The organism is Brevibacterium sp. JSBI002, from assembly GCF_026013965.1.
Taxonomy (GTDB): Bacteria; Actinomycetota; Actinomycetes; order Actinomycetales; family Brevibacteriaceae; genus Brevibacterium.
The window spans coordinates 1830488-1848999 of sequence record NZ_CP110341.1 but is presented as its reverse complement, the minus strand read 5'-3'; the positions used below and the strand labels follow the sequence as shown (position 1 = coordinate 1848999).

Sequence of the window (18512 nt, the reverse complement as noted above, 5' to 3'; positions counted from 1 at the left end):
GTCGAGCCCCTACCCGGGCGCGGCCTCGGCGTGACGAAAGGAAACCAGTGCGCACCAAAGTGCTCAGCGCCATCGCGGCGGGCCTGTTGCTGCTCTCGGCCTGCGGGCAGGGTGAGGAGTCAGAGGACTCGACCACGCCTCCGCCCTCGGTGGCCGCCCAGGACGCGAAGTCGACCAGCCTCGACGACATCTCCGTCGTCGGCAAGATGGGGAAGAAGCCCAAGGTCAGCTTCGAGGCACCGCTGGTCATGGACAAGACCGAGAAGAAGGTGCTCAAAAAGGGCACCGGCGCCAAGGTCGCCGACGGCGAGCAGGTCACGGCACAGATGACTCTGGTCTCCGGGACGACCGGCAAGACCGTCGAATCCAGCTACGATTCGGACTCCGCCGCCGGATTCCCCATGGACAAGTCCCAGATCTCCGAAGACCTCTACAACGCGCTCATCGACGCCAAGGTCGGTTCCCGCGTGATGATGTCGCTCAACGGCAGCGCCCAGCAGGGGGAGGCGTCACAGACGCTCGTCTACGTCATCGACATCGAGGACACGAAGAAGCCGCTGACTCGCGCCGAGGGGAAGAAAGCCGATCAGTCGGACAACCCCGTGACCGTGAAGTGGGGCGATGACGGTGCCCCATCGATCTCGAAGCCGAAGGGCAAGAAGCCGACCGAGCTCGAGTCGTACACGACGATCGAAGGCAAAGGCGACGAGGTCAAGAAGGGCCAGAGCGTCGCCGTGAAGTACTCCGGCTGGCTCTGGGACGACACCTCGAAGACCTTCGACTCGAACTGGAAGAAGGGCGGACAGCCCCTCGTCGTCGCCCCGGTCGGCGAGGCTCAGGTCATCGACGGCTGGAACGAGGGGCTCGTCGGCAAGAAGGTCGGCGACCAGGTCGTCCTCGTCGTCCCGCCGGACAAGGGCTACGGCGAACAGGGCAACGACTCGATCCCAGGGAACTCGACGCTGATCTTCGTCGTCGATATCCTCTCGGCCCAGGGCTGAGACCGTCCGATATCCCAACAGAACCGACACCAGGAGGAACACATGAGCAAGCAGAAGCCCGAAGTCGATTTCCCCGGCGGAGACGCCCCGACCGAGCTCATCATCACCGATGATGTGATCGGCACCGGCGCCGAGGCGGGACCCGGCGACACCGTGAGCGTGCACTACGTCGGAGTCGCCCATTCCACGGGCGAGGAGTTCGACGCCTCGTACAACCGCGGCACCCCGCTGGAGTTCCGTCTCGGATCCGGAATGGTCATCTCCGGCTGGGACCAGGGCATCCAGGGCATGAAGGTCGGCGGACGCCGTACCCTGCAGATCCCGCCGCACCTGGCGTACGGCGATCAGGGTGCGGGCGGAGTCATCCAGCCCGGAGAGTCGCTGATCTTCGTCTGCGACCTCGAGAACGTGCGCTGAGAACCAGCCGGATCATCAGCACGCGCTGATCCTGACTGAGACGACTGTGGCCGGGTTCTTCGGAACCCGGCCACATCTGTCTTCCCCGCCGCGGAGGGGGATTCTGCGGAGATCAGGCGCTGACCTGTGCTCGACGCGGTCAGCGGCGGACGAGCCCGGCGGCGCAGCGTCCAGCGGCGGCCGCTGCGAGGAACGACGCAGCATCGGCGGGCAGCTTCCTGCCCATTGTCGACAGACCCACAGGTGAGGTGCGCAGCGCTTCCCACAGCCCCTTCAGATCGATATCGACGAGATCATGCATCTGGAGTCGATGCAGCTGCTCGGCCACAGTTTCGGCGACGACACCGGGATCCGGGTCCATCTCGGCTCGTTCCGCCTCGGTGAGGGTGGAGAAATCGGGCACCGGTACGGTCATCCCCGGTCGTGCGATCTCACTCAAGGGCGTCAGCGAATGATGGGAGATACCGAAATGGCGGCCGCGGGCATCGGCGTTCGACATCCGCAGCAGACCGATCGGATGCCCGCCGAGCAGAGCGGCGGCATTGAGGTGCTCTCCGGTGACCAGTCCCGAATAGCCGTACTTCGTGCCGGTGCCCAGGTTCCCTGGCCCCTGGGCGACGATGGTGGTATCGGCACCCATCACGTGTTTGGCCGCGAGCAGCCCCGTGTGGATGGTCACCGCTTCGAGATCTCCGCCCCAAGCCTGGCCTGTGCTGATCACGCCCTGAAGCCAGCCGGCGCCCTTGAGCCCGGCGACGGCCTGAGAGAACGGGGCCGGCAGAGCCGCACCATCACTGAGCACATAAGCCACCGACAACGACGGGTCGACGACGCGGATTCCGGCGAGCACCGCGGGCAGAGCCGAATGCAGATCGGCCACGACCACCGGCATGCCACCGAGGCTGTCCGCCTCGGCGAGGGTGGAATGGTGCTGCGACTCCTGATCGTCGACGCCGAGGACCATCGTCTGCAACGGCGAATAGCGGTCCTTGACCAGATGGCCGGGGCCGTCCGGGGGATCTGCCGGCAGCGCATCGGGTAGGGCGACGATGAGACCGAAGCCACCGGTGCCCAGGCGCTTCGCAAGAGCCGAGACATTGACGATGACGGTGTCCTGGCTCTGCGGTTGCCCGACGGCATCGGTGTAGGCGACCGCTCGGATGGATCTCACATCGGTGCCGGGCACGGCCTCGTCCAGTTCGACCTCGACCTCTGTGTATCCTGGCCGGGTGGAGCGAATCGCTGCGACGATTCCTTTGCGCCAATGAATCATGGTCCCAAGACTATCGCCCGGCTTAGGTTACGGTGGAATCGTGAATACACCCCGCACAAGCAGACAGAGACAGCAGACCGAACGTCTGATGAATCTGCTGATCGCCCTGCGCGCTTCCCGCGGCTGGGTGTCGCGCAAAACGCTGATGAGCGCCATCGACGGCTATTCCGGACTCGACGAGGTCGCCTTCGATCGCAAATTCTCTCGCGATAAAGAGCTGCTGCGGCACATGGGCATCACCATCGCCACCCGGGCCGAACACGATGCCTACGGTGATGTGGGGGAGACGGGGTATCGGATCTCGACCGCCGACTATGCGATGGGCGACGTCGATCTCACCCCCGCCGAGGTGGCTGCCGTGACCGTGGCCGCCGCGTTCTGGTCGGAGACCGAACTCGGGGAGTCCTCGGCTCAGGCGCTGACGAAGCTGCGTGCTCTCGGCATCGACCTCGGCCAGTCCGCCGCCGGACCGGGAAGCGTCGACCCGGGCACCGCCGCGCACCGGCTGGCGAGCGCGAACTTCGCCACAGCCCTCCACCACATCAACGCCCGTGAAGCCGTCGGCTTCCGCTACCACAAACCCGGCCAGAGCGTGAGGAAAGTGCGTCTGGAACCCTATGCGCTGCTCAGCCGCGGTGATCGCGTCTACCTCTTCGGCTTCGATCTCGATCGCGAAGCTCGCCGCACCTTCCGGCTCTCCCGTGTGGAGGGAGGGATCGCGAAGCTCAGCGGCCGTGAACCCGGCGACTATGAGATTCCCGAGGACTTCTCCCCGCAGCTGGCGCTGCAGTCGAGTTCCGAGATGGCCGTCGTCGCCGAGGCGACGCTGCGCATCCGTGCCCACCGGGCCGATCCGCTGCGCCGTCGACAGATCCGCAGCGACGGAGACGCCGTGATCATCGGATATTCCGATGTCGAGGGGCTCGCTGCTGAGATCGTCGGCTTCGGGGACGCCGTCGACGTGGTCGATCCGCCCGACCTCGTGCGTGCCGTCGACCGCCGACGCGAAACGATTCGGGACTCGCTCAACCGTTTGGGAGGCACCAGTGTCCTCAGCGCGTGAACGCCTCACCCGGCTGCTCAGCCTCGTGCCCTACCTCGATGCGCATCCGGGAGCGGACCTCGAAGAGACGGCCGCCTATTTCGGCATCGACTCCGACACCCTCATCGACGATCTGCAGCTGCTCTTCGTCACAGGTCGACCCGGACATATGCCCGATGATCTCATCGACGCGTCCTGGGAAGGCGGGCAGATATTCATCTCCAACGCCGAAGAGGTCTCCGTGCCCGTGCGGCTCAGCGCCGAGGAAGCCGGCGTCCTCGTGCTCGCGCTCGACATGCTCTCTTCCCTGCCCGGACTCGATTCCGAAGCCGTGGCCACAGCAGCATCCAAACTGCGTGCAGCGGCAGGAGAGAACCTGCGCACCGCCGTCGACGTCAGCCCCATCGATGCCGACGAAGAGCTGCTGACCGCACTGAGACAGGCTGTCGAAGAAGGCACGGCGATGAGCATCGACTACTACGTCGGCTCCCGCGACGAACTCACGACCCGGACCATCGCCCCGACCCGGCTCGTACCTGGTGCTGACTGGTACGTCGATGCCTGGTGCTACTCGGCCGGAGCACCCCGCCGCTTCGCCCTGGGGCGCATCCGTTCCTGGGAACCGGCAGCGCATCCGCCGATGTCGGTCAGTGGTTCGACAACGAGCTCTTACGAAGTCACCCTCGGTCTCGGGGCCGCGGGAGCATGGCTGGCAGATGAACTCGACGTGACGAATCGCGAGTACCTCGACGGCGGTGACACGAGCGTACGCATCCGCCTGCTCGTGCATTCGGTGGATTGGCTCAGCCGGTTCCTGCTCTGCCATGCCGATGTCATCACCGAGATCGACGACACCGAAGCCGTTGCGGCCGCTCTGCACAGGCTCGGCTGAGACGAAGACCGCGCCCGGATGTGGATGAAAGGCTCAGCCGCAGCGCGTAGAATCATCCACAGCATCAACAATCCAAGGAGCTCCCCATGAGACCAAGTTTCGTGCAGATCGCGATCGTGATCCTCATCATCGTGATCATCTTCGGCGCACCCAAACTGCCGCAGCTGGCCCGAAGCCTGGGACAGTCGATGAAGATCTTCAAGTCCGAAGTCAAGGACCTGCGCGACGACGACGAATCCGGCAAGACCACCGAGCCGGGAGCGCTCAACCAGAACTCCTCGACCGATTCCACCACGGCCACCGGTGAAACCACTGGTACCGAGGAGTCGCGGCGAGAGAAGCAGGACCCGCAGTCTCACGAGAAGTGAAAGAGAACAGCCAGCGGAAGCCATCTCGATCACGGAAGAGCAATCCTGAGAAGAAGATGCCCGTCGTCGGGCATCTCGTCGAGTTGCGCAATCGCGTCATCATCTCCGCCATCGCCATCGCTCTGGGCGCGGTGGCGGGCTGGTTCCTCTACGACCCTGTCCTCGACATCCTCCAGGAGCCGATCCGGACGATCCGTGACAACGGCGGACGGATGGCCGAGATCAACTTCGCCGGAGTCGCCTCTCCCTTCGACCTGAAGATCAAACTCTCGTTCTTCATCGGCCTCTTCCTCTCCTGCCCCATCTGGCTCTATGAGGTCTGGGCCTTCATCGTCCCGGGACTGAAGCGCAAGGAGAAGCTGTACTCCCTCGGATTCCTCGGGGCAGCGATTCCGCTGTTCCTGGCCGGGTCGACCATGGCGTTCTTCGCTCTGCCCAATGCGGTGAAGGCACTGACCTCGTTCACCCCCGAGGGCGGCACGAACATCATCCCGGCACAGGATTACCTGAGCTTCGTGATGATCATCATCGTCGTCTTCGGACTCGCATTCGTCCTTCCCGTGCTCATGGTGGGACTCAACATGCTCGGAATCCTGTCGGCGGAGAGGATCAAGAAGTCGTGGCGCATCATCGTCATGCTCGTCTTCCTGTTCGCCGCGATCGCCACCCCGACTCCGGACGCCATGTCCATGTTCTTCCTCGTCATCCCCATGATGACCTTGTTCTGTCTGGCGTGGGTGATCTGTGTATTCAATGATCGCCGACGTAAGAAGCGCCTCATCGCGCAGGGCCTGTGGGTCGACGAGGACGAACTGACCGACGAAGAGAAGAATGACTGACCCTACGCCGCTTTCGACCGACATTTCTGCCGAGAAACCGCTGAGCCCCTCGGCTGCCTACGCCGATTTCAAGGCGCGTGCGGAGTTCGCCCGCACTCCCTTGGGACAGTTCATGGAGCGCACCGAGTTCGCCCTCGATGACTTCCAGGTCGAAGCCTGCAGCCATCTGCAGGACGGTGAGGACGTGCTGGTCACCGCGCCGACCGGTGCCGGCAAGACGCTCATCGCGGAGTTCGCTGTGGAGTTGGCCCGCGGGGAGGGCAAACGGGTCTTCTACACGACCCCGATCAAGGCGCTGAGCAATCAGAAGTTCAACGACCTCGCAGAGGTCCATGGGGCGGAGAACGTCGGGCTGCTCACCGGCGACACGTCGATCCGCCGGGATGCGCCGATCATCGTGATGACCACCGAAGTGCTGCGCAACATGCTCTACAACGACGTGTCTGGTCTCTCGGACCTCGGATTCGTCGTCCTCGATGAAGTCCACTACCTCGCCGACCGGTTCCGCGGACCGGTGTGGGAAGAGGTCATCATCCACCTGCCGGATCGTGTGCAGATGGTGTCTCTGTCGGCGACGGTGTCGAATGTGGAGGAGTTCGGGGCCTGGCTGCGTGAAGTCCGGGGACCGACGACGATCGTTTCGACGAGTCACCGGCCGGTGCCGCTGGTCAACCACGTCCTGGTCGGACACCGGATGTACGACCTGTTCACGCACAGCGATTCCGATCGCATCGATCCGGCACTCAACCACGCCACTCGCACACACGGGGGACCGCGGTCGAAGCGCGCACGCGCCACCCGTGCCCGGTTCCGTCGTCCCAGCCGCACTCAGGTGGTGGCATCTCTCGCCGATGCGGCCATGCTCCCGGCGATCATGTTCATCTTCTCCCGCAATGGCTGCGATGAAGCCGTCGAACAGTATCTGAGCACGGGCACCGATCTGAACTCTCGGGAGGAGAAGACGATCGTCAATGCCGCTCTCGAGTCGCTGCGCGACGATCTTGCCGACGAAGACCTCGGCATCCTCGGCTATCACACCTTCCGTGAGGGTCTGCTGCTCGGAGTGGCCGCGCACCATGCGGGGATGATCCCGCAGTTCAAACAGCTCGTCGAGGAGCTGTTCTCGCAGGGAATCATCAAGGTCGTCTTCGCCACGGAGACGCTGGCGCTGGGCATCAACATGCCTGCGCGCACGGTCGTGCTCGAAAAACTCGTGAAGTTCAACGGCGAAGCACATGTGATGATCACCCCGGGGGAATACACCCAGCTGACCGGACGAGCCGGTCGCCGCGGAATCGACCGCATCGGCCATTCGGTCGTGGTCTGGCACCCGACCATCGAGGTCAGCGAGCTGGCAGCCTTGGCCTCGAACCGTTCCTACGCACTGAATTCGGCGTTCGGGCCGACCTACAACATGACCGCGAATCTGCTGTCGCGAATGAGTTCGGACGAGGCCGCCAAGGTGCTCGAGACCTCCTTCGCCCAGTTCCAGGCGGATAAGGCCGTCGTCGGCCTGGCCCGGAAGGTGCGCAAGAACGAAGCCACGATCGAGGCGTACGAGAAGTCCATGCACTGCGACCTCGGTGACTTCTCCGAATACGCCGGACTGCGCCGGGCGATCTCGGATAAGCAGAAGCAGGAGACCCGGACGAAGTCGCGGAACAGGCAGCGCGACATCGTCGAATCCCTCACCGCTCTCAAGATCGGCGATGTCGTGACGATGCCGGCCAAACGGGTCGGCGGACGCGCAGTCATCATCTCTCCGATGAGCAACAAGGACGGTGTCTCACGACTGCCCACCGTCCTCACAGAGCAGGGCAAGGTGTGGCATCTGCGACCCCACGAGGTGACCGAACCCGTCGCCTCTCAAGGGCGCGTCCGCGTGCCGAAGAAGTTCAACCACCGGCAGGCAGGCGACCGCAGGCAGCTGCTGTCCATCCTCGAATCCGCCGTTGCCGACGGCAGGGTCGATGCGGAAGCCCATTGGGAATCGACCCGAGAGCATCAGGGGGAGAGCACCACTGTCGCCGAGCTCCAAGCGCAGATGCGGGCACATCCCTGTCACGACTGCCCGGACCGGGAACTCCACGCCCGGTGGGCCAACCGTGCGGACAAACTCATCCGGGAGAACGATTCGCTCATCGCCCGGATCGAAGGCCGCACCACCTCGATCGCTCTGGTGTTCGACCGAGTCCAGGATGTGCTGCGCGGGCTCGGGTTCGATCCCGAGCACTCGACTATGCTGCGTCGGATCTACGGCGAACGGGATCTCCTGGTGGCACTGACGATCCGCGCCGGATTGTGGGACAGACTCAATGAGCCGGAACTTGCGGCCTTCGCATCGATCTTCGTCTTCCAGTCGCGCAGGGACACCCTGACCGCACATCGGGCTCCGAGCCCCGACCTCAAGGCTGTCTGCGACGAATCGGAGACGATCTGGCGTCGGCTCTTCCACCTCGAAGAACAGCATGCTCTGACCACGACTGACGAACCGGACCGTGGGCTGATCAGACCGATGTACCGGTGGACAGAAGGCAAAACCCTGTCGGAATCACTGCGGGGCAGCGATATCGCCGCCGGTGACTTCGTCAGATGGGCCAAGCAGAGCCTCGATCTGCTCGGTCAGGTCGCGGAGGTCATCGACGCGGAGACCGCAGTGCGCGTTCGTCGCACCATCGAAGCCATTCGTCGCGGAGTCGTCGCCGACTCCTGAGCGTCACCGCGTCTGCGCTCTCCGCCGGGGGAGCGCAGACGCAGCGTCTTCGTCTCAGCGGCGGACCTTCTTCACGATGTTCTCGATATCGGAGCCGAACGCGTTCTCCGTCGTCAGGTAGGTCCACGTCGACGACGGGCGTTTGAGTCCGTGCGACTCGAGGTCGATTCCCTCATCGGTGATCGTCGCTTCCTCGATCGTCGACTTCGAATCGTCGATGACATCGGACCAGAACGATGAGAAGACCCGAATCGACTCGGTGTTGAACGCCTCGTGCGGCTTCTCCCTGGCGAATGTGCGCAGGTGGATGCCCTCACGCAGATCGTTGAGGAAGGCGAGGTGATCAACCCAACGCGCGTCGAGGTGGAAGAGCATGACCTCTCGCAGCACCGAGTCCAGCAGCTCCGCGGAGTGGTCCTGCGCGATCTCATCGGCACGGTCGCCGAGCTCCTTGCGCAGCTGCTCGACGGGCTCGTCGTCCTTGCGTATCTCGGCTCGGCGCTCAAGGACGAGCTCGCGCTGTTTGGCCATGAGCTCATTGAAGCGCCAGGTGTCACGATGCAGTGCGGTGTTCTGTCCCTCAGCGATGCGCTGAGCGTGTTCGACGAGGCCGAGCGCGCGCTTGGATTCGATGAGACCCGTCTCATCACCTTCGGAGACGAAGCGTTGGATCTCGGGAACCCTGGTGACCAGTTCGTCTTCGAGGCTGGTGAAGAACACGGACGTGCCAGGATCGCCCTGACGACCTGCGCGACCGCGCAGCTGGTCATCGAGTCGCGATGACGGGTAGCGACCGGCGCCGATGACGAGGAGGCCCCCGGCGTCAGCGACCTCGTCGTCGGCCAGTCGGATGTCCGTCCCGCGTCCGGCCATCTGCGTCGACACCGTCACCGCACCAGGTGCACCGGCTTTCGCGATGATCTCTGCTTCCCGGGAATCGTCCTTGGCGTTGAGGACGGCGACGTCGATTCCGCGTTCGGTCAGCCGTTCGGCCAACGACTCGCTCTCGGCCACCGAGGAGGTGCCGATGAGAACGGGACGGCTGCGGGCATGCTGGTCGGCGACCTCTTCGACGATCGCTCGTTCCTTCGACTCCTGATAGGTGAACAGGCGGTCGGGTTCGTCGACGCGGATCACGGGCAGGTGCGTATCGATGGGCACAATCTCCAGCCCATAGAATTCGCGCAGATCGTCCCCGACGGCCAGGGCGGTGCCGGTCATTCCGCAGACGGTCTGATATCCGTGGATGAGCTCTTCGACTGTCATCTGGTCGAGGATCTCACCGCTGTCGGTGGCGTCGAGGCTCTCCTTGGCTTCGACCGCGGCTTGGAGTCCGTCCGGCCAGCGCTGAAGTTCGGCGACGCGACCTCGGGACGAGGAGATGAGTTTGATCCGTCCATCGACGACGAGATAGTCGACGTCGCGTCTGACCAGCGCTCTGGCGTGGAGTGCCAGATTGACGGCGGCGAGCGTCTCGGAGTCTTCTCCGAAGAGTTCGACGTCGAGTTCCTCCTCGACCCGGTCGACTCCGGCGTCGGTGAGTGAGACGGCGTGCCTGTCGGCGCTGACCTCATAGTCGGTGTCAGGGCTGAGCCGGGACACGAGCGCTGCGATCGCGGCGTCGGTGTCCTGGACACTGGAAGAACCGGCGAGGACGAGCGGCACACGCGCCTCGTCGATGAGCACGGAGTCGGCCTCATCGACGATGACGACATCGCGTTCGGGTACCCGCTGATCGGCATCCTCGGTGAGGAACCGGTCACGGAGGACATCGAAGCCGACCTCGGTGACCGAGGCGTAGACGACCTCGGAGCGGTAGGCTTCACGGCGTTCGTCGTCGCCCTGCGCGCCGGAGATCGCGGCTGACTTCACCCCGAGGAGGTCGAACAGGGGCTTCATCCAGTTGCGGTCACGGACGGCGAGGTAGTCGTTGACGCTGACGACGTGCACGCGTCGCCCCTGCAGTGCGTAGCCGGCTGCGGCCAGCGCACCGACGAGAGTCTTGCCCTCACCGGTGGCCATCTGGACGATGCTGCCCTGCAGCAGCCCGACGAGTCCGCGAAGCTGTGTGTCATAGGCGCGTTCGTCCAGCACCCGCTCACCGGCTTCGCGCGCCAGAGCGCAGTAGCGGATGAGAGTCTGCTGCTGTGTGCCCGAGCCGAAGACCTCGCCGGCGGCCTCCGTGATTTCGGCATCGCTGAGCTCGGAGAATTCGCGCCCGGCCGCGTCCAGATCGTCGACGGCGCGCTCGAACCAACCTGTCGTCTTCTCCGCATGAGAGCCGGGTCGGTTGAGCAGGCGAGAAAAGAATCCCATTGTCGTCCTTCGTCGTTTGTACGTCGATGTCGAGTCTAGCGTTCAGGACATGGGCCACGAACCGTCGACGACGGCCTCGGCGGTGCCCTTCTTCCGCAGCCAGGCCTGCAGCCCTGCCGCCTGTGAGCGCTTCCAATCGGCCTGTGCGGCCATGATCTCATCGTTGCTCATCGCTGAGATTTCCGTCGACTTTTCGGCCAATGCTCGGGAAATGTCCAGAGCGGCCAGAGCGTCGGCGGCAGCATCATGGGCGTCGAGGAGTTCGACGCGGTAGGTCTTCGCCGTCTCGATGAGCGTCCGTTTGCCCTTGCGGTAGGGATAGATGTGCTTGTCGACGACGAAGGTGTCGACGATCGTCGGGATGATCGAGGGGAAATCGATGTCCGGGCGGTGGCGGGCCACCTCGGCGGCCATCACACTGAGGTCGTAGACGACGTTGTGTCCTACGACGACGGCGCCCTCTTCTCTCAGTGCGGCGAATTCTGCGCACAGCTCGCTGATGACCTGAGTGGCGGCCGCTCCGTTGGCCTGAGCGAATTCGGTGGTGATGCCGTGGACCGCCCGCGCCGACTCTGGGATCTCGATCCCCGGATCGGCCAGCCACGTGCGCACCTGATCCGCCGAGTCGACGAAGGCGGCGGTGACGATTCGGGCGGTGGCCGGTTCGATTCCGGTGGTCTCGAGGTCGAAGCCGACGAGCCGCGACTGAGCCCACGAACCGTCGGTCCCGTTCCGTACTGTTGACTCAGCTGACTCGGCAGACTTGGATGGCGGGGACGCTGTCGCTGTGCTCCCAGGTGCCGCGGACTGTGCGGATGCCGCACCGGCGGTCCCCGACACGGATTCGAGAGCACTGGTGAGATTGTCGACGGAGCGGCGGATGTTCTGCCCCTCGGCCGCGGCTTCGACCCCGGCGCGGTCGAAGCTGTTCGGGACGCGGTCGAGGTCGATGCCGTGCTCGACGTCGGTCAGGCAGCGCATGACCTCCAGAGTCTTGTAGAGACTCTCCTCGACCTCGATGATCGTTGCGGCTCGCTTCGGACTGAGCCCGCCGGTCTTCACCCCGGCCTTGGCGGCCTTGACGATCGATTCGAGGGAGCCGAAGTTCTCCAGCAGGGTCGCGGCGGTCTTCTCCCCGATCCCGGGTGCTCCGGGAAGCCCGTCGGACGGATCGCCGCGCAGAGCGGCGAGCTCGCGATAGCGGGCGCCGTCGGGCACTCCGTAGGCGGTCGGAAGGTCGGTCTGTGCCAGGGCTTCCCACTCGCCGCCTTTCCGGGGGCGCAGTACGCTGACTTCGGCGGACGAGTCGAGCAGAGCCAACAGATCGCGGTCGGGGGAGACGATGATCACAGGGGTTTTCGACTGGGCAGCCATCGTGGCGATGACGTCATCGGCTTCGGTCCCGGCCACCTCGGCGATGGGAATCCCCGCGGCTGTGAGGACGCGGTTCATGATGGGCAGCTGCACGGCCAGCTCAGGTGGGATCTCCGTGCCGGCTTCTTCGTCCTTGACGCGTGCCGCCTTGTACTCGGGCATGATCGCGGTGCGGAAGGCCGGACGCCAATCCGCGTCCATCGTCGCGATCACACGATCGGTGTCGAACCGGCGCACCATCTGCGCGATGGTGTCGAGCACCCCGCGAACGGCGTTGACCGGGTGACCGTCGGCATTGACGATCGAATCCGGCACCGAATAGAAGGCGCGGTAGTACAGGGCTGGAGTGTCGAGCAGAACCAAGGGCTTCACATCAGGTGACGATACCCGACCCTCCTGACACAGGTGTAGCCGCAACGGCCGACGGTGTAGCCTGTCGGCTGTGACTATGTACTTTGGTGGAGATGTTTACAGCAGTGTCGATCCGTTTGCGACGGCGTTGGGATATGAGGACGGGAAGGTCTCGTTCATCGGTTCCGATGAAGCGGCCAAGGCTCTGGACCCGGAGGCGATCGACCTCGGTGAGGACTTCCTCACCCCGGGCTTCGTCCATGCCGGGCTGATCGTGGACGACTCGGCCCCGTCGGCAGCCGACCTGTACGCACAGGGTTTCACCCATGTGCACGCGATCGGCACCGCCGAGGCGGTCGCCCGGTTCGCCGCCGACACTCCTGAGGCACTGTCGATCGTCGACTACCCGCGGCTGGACTCCGGTTCCGTTGGGCCCCGTCGCGCCTCGATCACCGCCGCTGACCTGCTCGGACTCGAAGAGCTGCCGGCACTGAGCCTCTTCATCCTCGTCGCCTCGGACGCCCAGCTCACCGAGGTGCTCGAGGCCCTGCGAGCCGATGCCGCTCATTCCCAACGCCACGGGTACCGTCTGCGCTTGGACTTCTCCGTTCCGGACGATCAGGTTCAAGCCCTCGGCCGCAGCGGAATCGCCATCACCCTCGACCCGGCTCGCCCGCAGCCCTTGGCTCAGCTGCTCGCCGCCGGAGCGCAGGTGTCCTTCAGCCATTCCGAGACCTCTCCCTGGGCAGGAGTGCGGAATGCCGTTGTCGGTGACGGAGGAATCGGCGCCCGTGCGGCCTTCAACGCTGCCACCCGCTTCGCCCACCGGGCGGCCGGAAATCCCGAAGGCGGCGTGCTCGCCCCCGGTGCCGATGCCGATATCGTCCGCTGGAAGGTCGAACGGCTCGTCGTGCAGGTCGCCGACCCGCGCGTCGCAGCCTGGAGCACCGACCCGCGGTCGGGTACACCGGGGCTGCCCGAACTGTCTCCCGATGTGGCTCTGCCCACCCGGGTGGAACTCTGATCCGAAGCCGACGCTTCGGCCTGTCCCGCCAACATGCCGATGGACTGAAAATTTCGGTTCTTCAGTTGAGCCTCTGACCTGCAGTTTCAGCCATCAGCCCAGGTCACACCGATTTTGCAAAGTCTCCGGCGGCCACTAGATTCGACGTGAACATTCCGCTTGATGAGGGATGGAGTCGGCACTCCCGTCAATAGATAACTCGCTGCTGCGGCAGCGTGGTCCGAAGGTGGGGGTGTCGACTCATTGTCTGGGGCGACTTCCGCGTATCGTGGAGTCCGTGCTTTTCAAGATTCTTGTCGTCATCCCCACTTTCAACGAACGTCTCGCCCTCCCCGTGACCCTGGCCGGACTGTTCGAGCAGCAGCCCGAAGTCGACGTCCTCATCGTCGACGACGGCTCTCCCGATGGAACGGGGGAGTGGGCTGATGAGCAGGCTGCGGCCGATGCCCGGATCAACGTCCTCCACCGCACCGAGAAGTCCGGCCTCGGCAAGGCCTATATCGCCGGATTCGAATGGGCGCTGAAACGCGACTACGAGATCATCTGCGAGTTCGATGCTGACGGTTCTCACCGCTCCCTCGACCTGGGGCGGCTGCTCGACGCCGCGGCAGAAGGACGAGGAGACCTCATCATCGGCTCACGGTGGGTGCCCGGCGGCGAGATCGTCGATTGGCCGAAGTCGAGATACTTCCTCTCCCGCGGCGCGAACGTCTACGTCAACGCTGTCATGGGCCTGGGAGTCAAAGATGCGACCGCCGGATTCCGTGCGTACAACCGGGCTGTGCTCGAGGCGCTCGATCTCTCCGACGTCCAGTCGCAGGGATACTGCTTCCAGATCGACATGACCTATCGCACCGTCGAGGCCGGGTTCCGGGTCGCCGAGGTGCCCATCGTCTTCGTCGAACGCGAACTCGGCGAATCGAAGATGAGCGGCTCGATCATCACCGAGGCGTTCACGAAGGTCGCCGGCTGGGGCCTGACGCGCCGCCGCAGTCAGCTGCGCCGCCTGCTGACCCGCTCCACCCCCACCGCCTAACCCCTTATTGCTACCTGACGGCGGCCCAGCAACCTGGCGCGAGGTTGCTGGGCCGCCGTCAGGTAGCAATAAGGGGTGCAGGTCGGTTGACCTGCACCCCGTGTGTGCGCTTGTTGCGGTTGTATCAGCTCTGGGCCGGAACCTCACCGCGACGGATTGCGAGGCGCTCGTCGAGGAGCACCTGGAGTTCGTCGAAGGATCGGCGTTCCAGGAGCATGTCCCAGTGGGAACGCACATGCTTGACGGGCTCGCCATCGGGTTCGTTGACTCCGACGCGGACGCCGATGCCGTGGATTCCCGAATCCCAGGTCGAGGGAACCTCGGCTTCGATGGAGAACGGCACCTTGAAACGGGTCCCGTCTTCGCATTCGAATTCGACCATCTGGCGGGGTGCCGGCTCGACGCCCTCTTCGGTTTCGAGGCTGCGCGAGCCCAACTGTGTTCCGCGGAGACTGCGTTCGCTCATATCTAAGACCTTCCGACTCGACTGCACACCTTGGACGCAATGTAACAGTCTACCGTGCTCGGATATTCCTTGCCGACAGGCCACGACCGCATTCGCCCAGCGGCCCGTGTTCCGGGGCCGCCACAGCGCTGAAAGGCAGTCGCTGCATGAGGAGAACGTGTTGCATTCTCGGCCGAATCCTCGGTCTATCCGCGTCGGCTGGCCAGCACGTCGAGGCCGAGCTCGACATCATCGGTGACGATCCCGTCGACTCCGAGATCGAGCAGCGACCGCATCGTCGCCTCGTCATTGATCGTCCAGACGTGGACGAGCAGACCTGACCGGTGAGCCCGGTCGACGAAGTCCGCTGTGACCACGGGGATCCGCTTGAACGTTGCCGGGACCTGCAACGCGTCGACACCGGGCGGCAGGTGCGCGGCACCGTGTGCAGGGACCCCCGGGATCCGGCCGAGGGCGAAGAGGGCGGTCTCCGTCGTCCCCGTCGACGTCCGCACACCGGGCAGAGCTATGCGCAGCCGTCGGAGCGTTGCGGAATCGAAGGAAGCGAGGCGGATGCGCTCGGCGGCATGGAAATTGTGAACGAAGCGGATCATCGGGCCGATGCTGTGGGCGGCTTTGACATCGATGTTCCATCGCACGTCCGGCAGTGCTTCCACCAACGCCTCGAGGCGGGGGAGCCGACCCCCTGCGAGGAGTTCGACTCGGTCGAGCTCGGCCGCCGGCAGTTCCCGAATGGTGTGGTCCAACCCGGCGATGCGATTGAGGTCGGCATCGTGTGCGGCGAAGAGGATTCCGTCGGCGGAGGCGTGGACGTCGGTCTCCATCCACTCGACTCCAGCCGACGCCGCAGCGGCGAAAGCCTCAATGGTGTTTTCGCTCATCCCCGGCCACAGTCCGCCTCGGTGCGCGATGATCTCTGGGTCCGCGATGACCTCCCGCTGGGAATTCATGGTCCAATCCTAACCAGGGTGTTGATTTCACCGAGGCTGTGTTCAAGGATGGAGCCATGAGCTCACACCGCGAACCCATCGAACCCGACGACGTCATCGACGCAACCGCGAAGACCCCGACAGAACGCGCCCGCCGGGCCGCCGGACGCGCATACAGCGTCGCGAGCACAGGTGTGAAGAATGTGCGCGAGGCGACTTCGACCTCCCGCCTCATCGAAGCCACCGAGAACGGCGTCAACCGTGCACTGGGTTCCGTTTCGCACGCGATCGATGACGCTGTGCGCAGCGGCAAGGTCGAACGAGCCTTCGACCGGGCACAGGAGACCGTGACGACAGGAGCCGACGGTGTCCGAAAACTGGTGACGCGCAAGTCCCGCTGACCATCACCGGCTCGCCAGGACCGCCTTGCGTTTCTCGCACCCGTCGAGGTTCCGAGGACCAGCGGCACACGGACATGCTGTCGTGAACAGGATCTCAGCGATGTGGCACACCGTTCGGGTGTGCCACATTGCTTTTGTAACAGTTCCTTAACTAGAATCTGTGAAGGTAACGATCAGATAACTTGGAGTTTCTCCTCGAGCGCACTGCTGCGAGAGGTCTTTTCATTACATCTCCGAGTTGCCGAGACACTCTCTGATGACGACGAGGAACACCACTGTGGGCAGACACTCAGCACCGAGCACCAAGAAGACCGGGTCGATCTTCTCAGCGCTGACGGCGAAGAAGAAGACCGGACGCCACGCACCGACCGACCGCCTGAACACCGCCGGGGGAGTGCTGGCAGCAGTCCGCACCCGTCCGGTGCTCTCCGCCTTCATCGTGCCGACCGCCGCAACGGCAGCCGTCGTCGCTTCGAGCCTTGCAATGGTGCCCAATGATTCTTCCACGGGCGGCCAGGTCGTGGCCGAAGCGCCGGCCGAAGCCCCCGCCGTCGCCGTCTCCGAACCGACCAAGGCCGCGGATGAATTTCTCGCCAAGGCGAAGAAGCAGGCCAAGGAGAAGCCCGCAGAAGTCACGATCGACACCCATATCGAGACACCCAGCCCCGAGCCATCGAAGACCGCAGACAAAAAGGATGAGGCCTCAACCGGCGGGTCCGCTGATGAGAACGACGGACCGTCGAACTCCGGCAAGTCTGCCGGCGAATCCGGCAGCTGCCCGATGTCCTACTACGGCGGCGGGGACGGATTCGACGGAAACCGGACCGCCAACGGCGAGATCTTCGATACGAACAAGCTCACCGCGGCCCATAAGACTCTGCCGTTCGGCTCCAAGGTGAAAATCACGAACAGCGCGAACGGAAAGTCCGTGACGGTGCGGGTCAACGACCGCGGCCCCTACCACGGCAATCGGTGCTTCGACCTGTCCAAGGCCGCCATGGAGGCCGTCGGCGGCGTCGGCGCCGGGCAGATCAACGGCAAGTACGAAGTGCAGTGACCCGGGCGGTGAGCTGCTGACTGCTCACGTCACTCATTGAGCTCCGCCGCGGCCCATGCATGATCGTGCAGGTCGCGGCGGAGCTGTTTTGGTGAGAGGACTTCGACCCCGGGCACGGTGACGAGTTGGCTGACGGCCACCCCGGCGGGTTCCATGGGAAGGTCGATCTCGATGGTGTCGCGATCCGTCCGCCCCGAGTCGATGGCGTCCTCGGTGAGTCGGCCCGGAATCGCGCGCTTAAGGTCGTCGATCTGGGCCACGGGCAGCCGCACTCTCACGAGTATCCGACGAATCGAAGCATCGAATTCAGCCTGCGCCCCCGTCCAGTAGTCCGCGAGGTCGAAAGAAGGCGGGGGAGTGCAGTGGAGGAATCGCAGCTCGGCCGAGCCGATCCGTGAGACTCGATACGTTCGGGGACTGCCTCCCGGCGGCTGCGCCGCGAGATACCAGCGACCGGCCTTGACGACGAGTCCCAGAGGCAGCAGTGTGCGCGATCGCAGACCATTCCGTCCGCGATATGTGACCTGCAGTCCCCGCTGAGTGCGCAGTGCGGTGACGATGGTGTCGAGCTGCTCGGGATCCTCCTTGGCCATGAACCAATCCGGCCCGTCGACGAGGATGAGCTGCGAGAATGCCGATGACGATTCGGCGAGGACTTTCGCTCGGGCCGTGGCCAACGCGGACGAGAAGCCCAGATCGGCCGCGGCAGGGGAGCCGATGAGGAGGGAGTCGAGTTCGTCCCGGGTCAGACCCGCCACAGGCGAGACCCAGTCGCCGAGGACGCTGATCCCGCCGCCGGGCCCCGCCTCGGTGATGACGGGCACGCCCATCCGCGACAGCTCACCGAGGTCACGGTAGATCGTCCGCTCGGTGACCTCGAGACGTCGCCCGAGATCGGATGCCGTGATCGGCCGAGAACGCGCACCGAGGATGACGATCTCCGAAACGAGGCGAGCAGCTTTCATGATTCCGAGAATAATGAAGGACACTGACACGAGATGTCAGTGGAAGCC

17 protein-coding genes are annotated in these 18512 nt (G+C 64.5%); 11 read left to right on the top strand and 6 right to left on the bottom strand.

All coding sequences use genetic code 11. The annotated features are described in order from the left end of the window. Positions 1 to 47: 47 nt before the first annotated feature. Positions 48 to 1001 carry an FKBP-type peptidyl-prolyl cis-trans isomerase gene (locus LJ362_RS08495; protein ID WP_264801735.1) on the top strand — a complete coding sequence of 318 codons (954 nt, stop codon included), beginning with the start codon at positions 48 to 50 and terminating at the stop codon, positions 999 to 1001. 42 nt (positions 1002 to 1043) lie between these two features. Then, positions 1044 to 1418, top strand: a complete 375-nt coding sequence (locus LJ362_RS08490; RefSeq protein ID WP_025778366.1) for an FKBP-type peptidyl-prolyl cis-trans isomerase — start codon at positions 1044 to 1046, stop codon at positions 1416 to 1418. 139 nt (positions 1419 to 1557) lie between these two features. Here the strand turns inward: LJ362_RS08490 and LJ362_RS08485 are convergent, their stop codons facing one another. Then, positions 1558 to 2691: a DUF3866 family protein gene (locus tag LJ362_RS08485; protein WP_264801734.1), complete on the bottom strand. Its 1134-nt coding sequence runs from the start codon at positions 2689 to 2691 to the stop codon at positions 1558 to 1560. A 40-nt stretch (positions 2692 to 2731) separates the two neighbouring features. Here LJ362_RS08485 and LJ362_RS08480 point away from each other — a divergent pair, with 40 nt between their 5' ends. The 5 genes from LJ362_RS08480 to LJ362_RS08460 all read left to right on the top strand — a co-directional run bounded on the left by LJ362_RS08480 (position 2732) and on the right by LJ362_RS08460 (position 8545). Then, positions 2732 to 3754 (top strand): helix-turn-helix transcriptional regulator, encoded by a 1023-nt coding sequence (locus LJ362_RS08480; RefSeq protein ID WP_264801733.1) that lies wholly within the window; start codon positions 2732 to 2734, stop codon positions 3752 to 3754. After that, complete coding sequence (locus LJ362_RS08475; protein WP_264801732.1) at positions 3738 to 4625, top strand: WYL domain-containing protein; 888 nt, start codon at positions 3738 to 3740, stop codon at positions 4623 to 4625. The genes LJ362_RS08480 and LJ362_RS08475 overlap by 17 nt, the downstream gene beginning before the upstream one ends. 86 nt (positions 4626 to 4711) lie before the next feature. Then, positions 4712 to 4993, top strand: coding sequence for a Sec-independent protein translocase subunit TatA (tatA, locus tag LJ362_RS08470; protein WP_139467226.1), 282 nt, complete (start codon positions 4712 to 4714; stop codon positions 4991 to 4993). Then, positions 4990 to 5832: a twin-arginine translocase subunit TatC gene (gene tatC / locus LJ362_RS08465; RefSeq protein ID WP_308423766.1), complete on the top strand. Its 843-nt coding sequence runs from the start codon at positions 4990 to 4992 to the stop codon at positions 5830 to 5832. Before tatA ends, tatC begins: the two co-directional genes overlap by 4 nt. Then, a complete protein-coding gene (locus tag LJ362_RS08460; RefSeq protein WP_264801730.1) occupies positions 5825 to 8545 on the top strand; it encodes a DEAD/DEAH box helicase in 2721 nt (906 codons plus the stop codon). Before tatC ends, LJ362_RS08460 begins: the two co-directional genes overlap by 8 nt. A gap of 54 nt (positions 8546 to 8599) precedes the next feature. Here LJ362_RS08460 and secA2 read toward each other — a convergent pair whose 3' ends face one another. Both secA2 and LJ362_RS08450 read right to left on the bottom strand, forming a co-directional pair. Further along, positions 8600 to 10861: an accessory Sec system translocase SecA2 gene (gene secA2 / locus LJ362_RS08455; RefSeq protein ID WP_264801728.1), complete on the bottom strand. Its 2262-nt coding sequence runs from the start codon at positions 10859 to 10861 to the stop codon at positions 8600 to 8602. A 42-nt stretch (positions 10862 to 10903) separates the two neighbouring features. Beyond that, positions 10904 to 12607, bottom strand: coding sequence for a 5'-3' exonuclease H3TH domain-containing protein (locus LJ362_RS08450; protein ID WP_264801726.1), 1704 nt, complete (start codon positions 12605 to 12607; stop codon positions 10904 to 10906). A 76-nt stretch (positions 12608 to 12683) separates the two neighbouring features. On the opposite strand from LJ362_RS08450, the gene LJ362_RS08445 reads away from it, so the two are divergent. Further along, entirely contained in the window at positions 12684 to 13610 is a 927-nt protein-coding gene (locus tag LJ362_RS08445) for a metal-dependent hydrolase (RefSeq protein WP_264801805.1), read from the top strand. Between the two features lie 277 nt (positions 13611 to 13887). Further along, positions 13888 to 14646: a polyprenol monophosphomannose synthase gene (locus LJ362_RS08440; protein WP_264801724.1), complete on the top strand. Its 759-nt coding sequence runs from the start codon at positions 13888 to 13890 to the stop codon at positions 14644 to 14646. A 124-nt stretch (positions 14647 to 14770) separates the two neighbouring features. Here LJ362_RS08440 and LJ362_RS08435 read toward each other — a convergent pair whose 3' ends face one another. Together LJ362_RS08435 and LJ362_RS08430 are read right to left on the bottom strand one after the other, a co-directional pair. Next, positions 14771 to 15112 (bottom strand): RNA polymerase-binding protein RbpA, encoded by a 342-nt coding sequence (locus tag LJ362_RS08435; RefSeq protein ID WP_098731087.1) that lies wholly within the window; start codon positions 15110 to 15112, stop codon positions 14771 to 14773. Between the two features lie 185 nt (positions 15113 to 15297). Next, positions 15298 to 16062, bottom strand: a complete 765-nt coding sequence (locus LJ362_RS08430) for a glycerophosphodiester phosphodiesterase family protein (RefSeq protein ID WP_264801722.1) — start codon at positions 16060 to 16062, stop codon at positions 15298 to 15300. A 56-nt stretch (positions 16063 to 16118) separates the two neighbouring features. Here LJ362_RS08430 and LJ362_RS08425 point away from each other — a divergent pair, with 56 nt between their 5' ends. Further along, a complete protein-coding gene (locus LJ362_RS08425; RefSeq protein WP_139908032.1) occupies positions 16119 to 16442 on the top strand; it encodes a hypothetical protein in 324 nt (107 codons plus the stop codon). A gap of 256 nt (positions 16443 to 16698) precedes the next feature. Beyond that, positions 16699 to 17499, top strand: coding sequence for a septal ring lytic transglycosylase RlpA family protein (locus LJ362_RS16920; RefSeq protein WP_320109166.1), 801 nt, complete (start codon positions 16699 to 16701; stop codon positions 17497 to 17499). Positions 17500 to 17528: 29 nt separating this feature from the next. Here the strand turns inward: LJ362_RS16920 and LJ362_RS08415 are convergent, their stop codons facing one another. After that, positions 17529 to 18464, bottom strand: coding sequence for a helix-turn-helix transcriptional regulator (locus LJ362_RS08415; protein ID WP_264801721.1), 936 nt, complete (start codon positions 18462 to 18464; stop codon positions 17529 to 17531). Between the last annotated feature and the right edge of the window lie 48 nt (positions 18465 to 18512).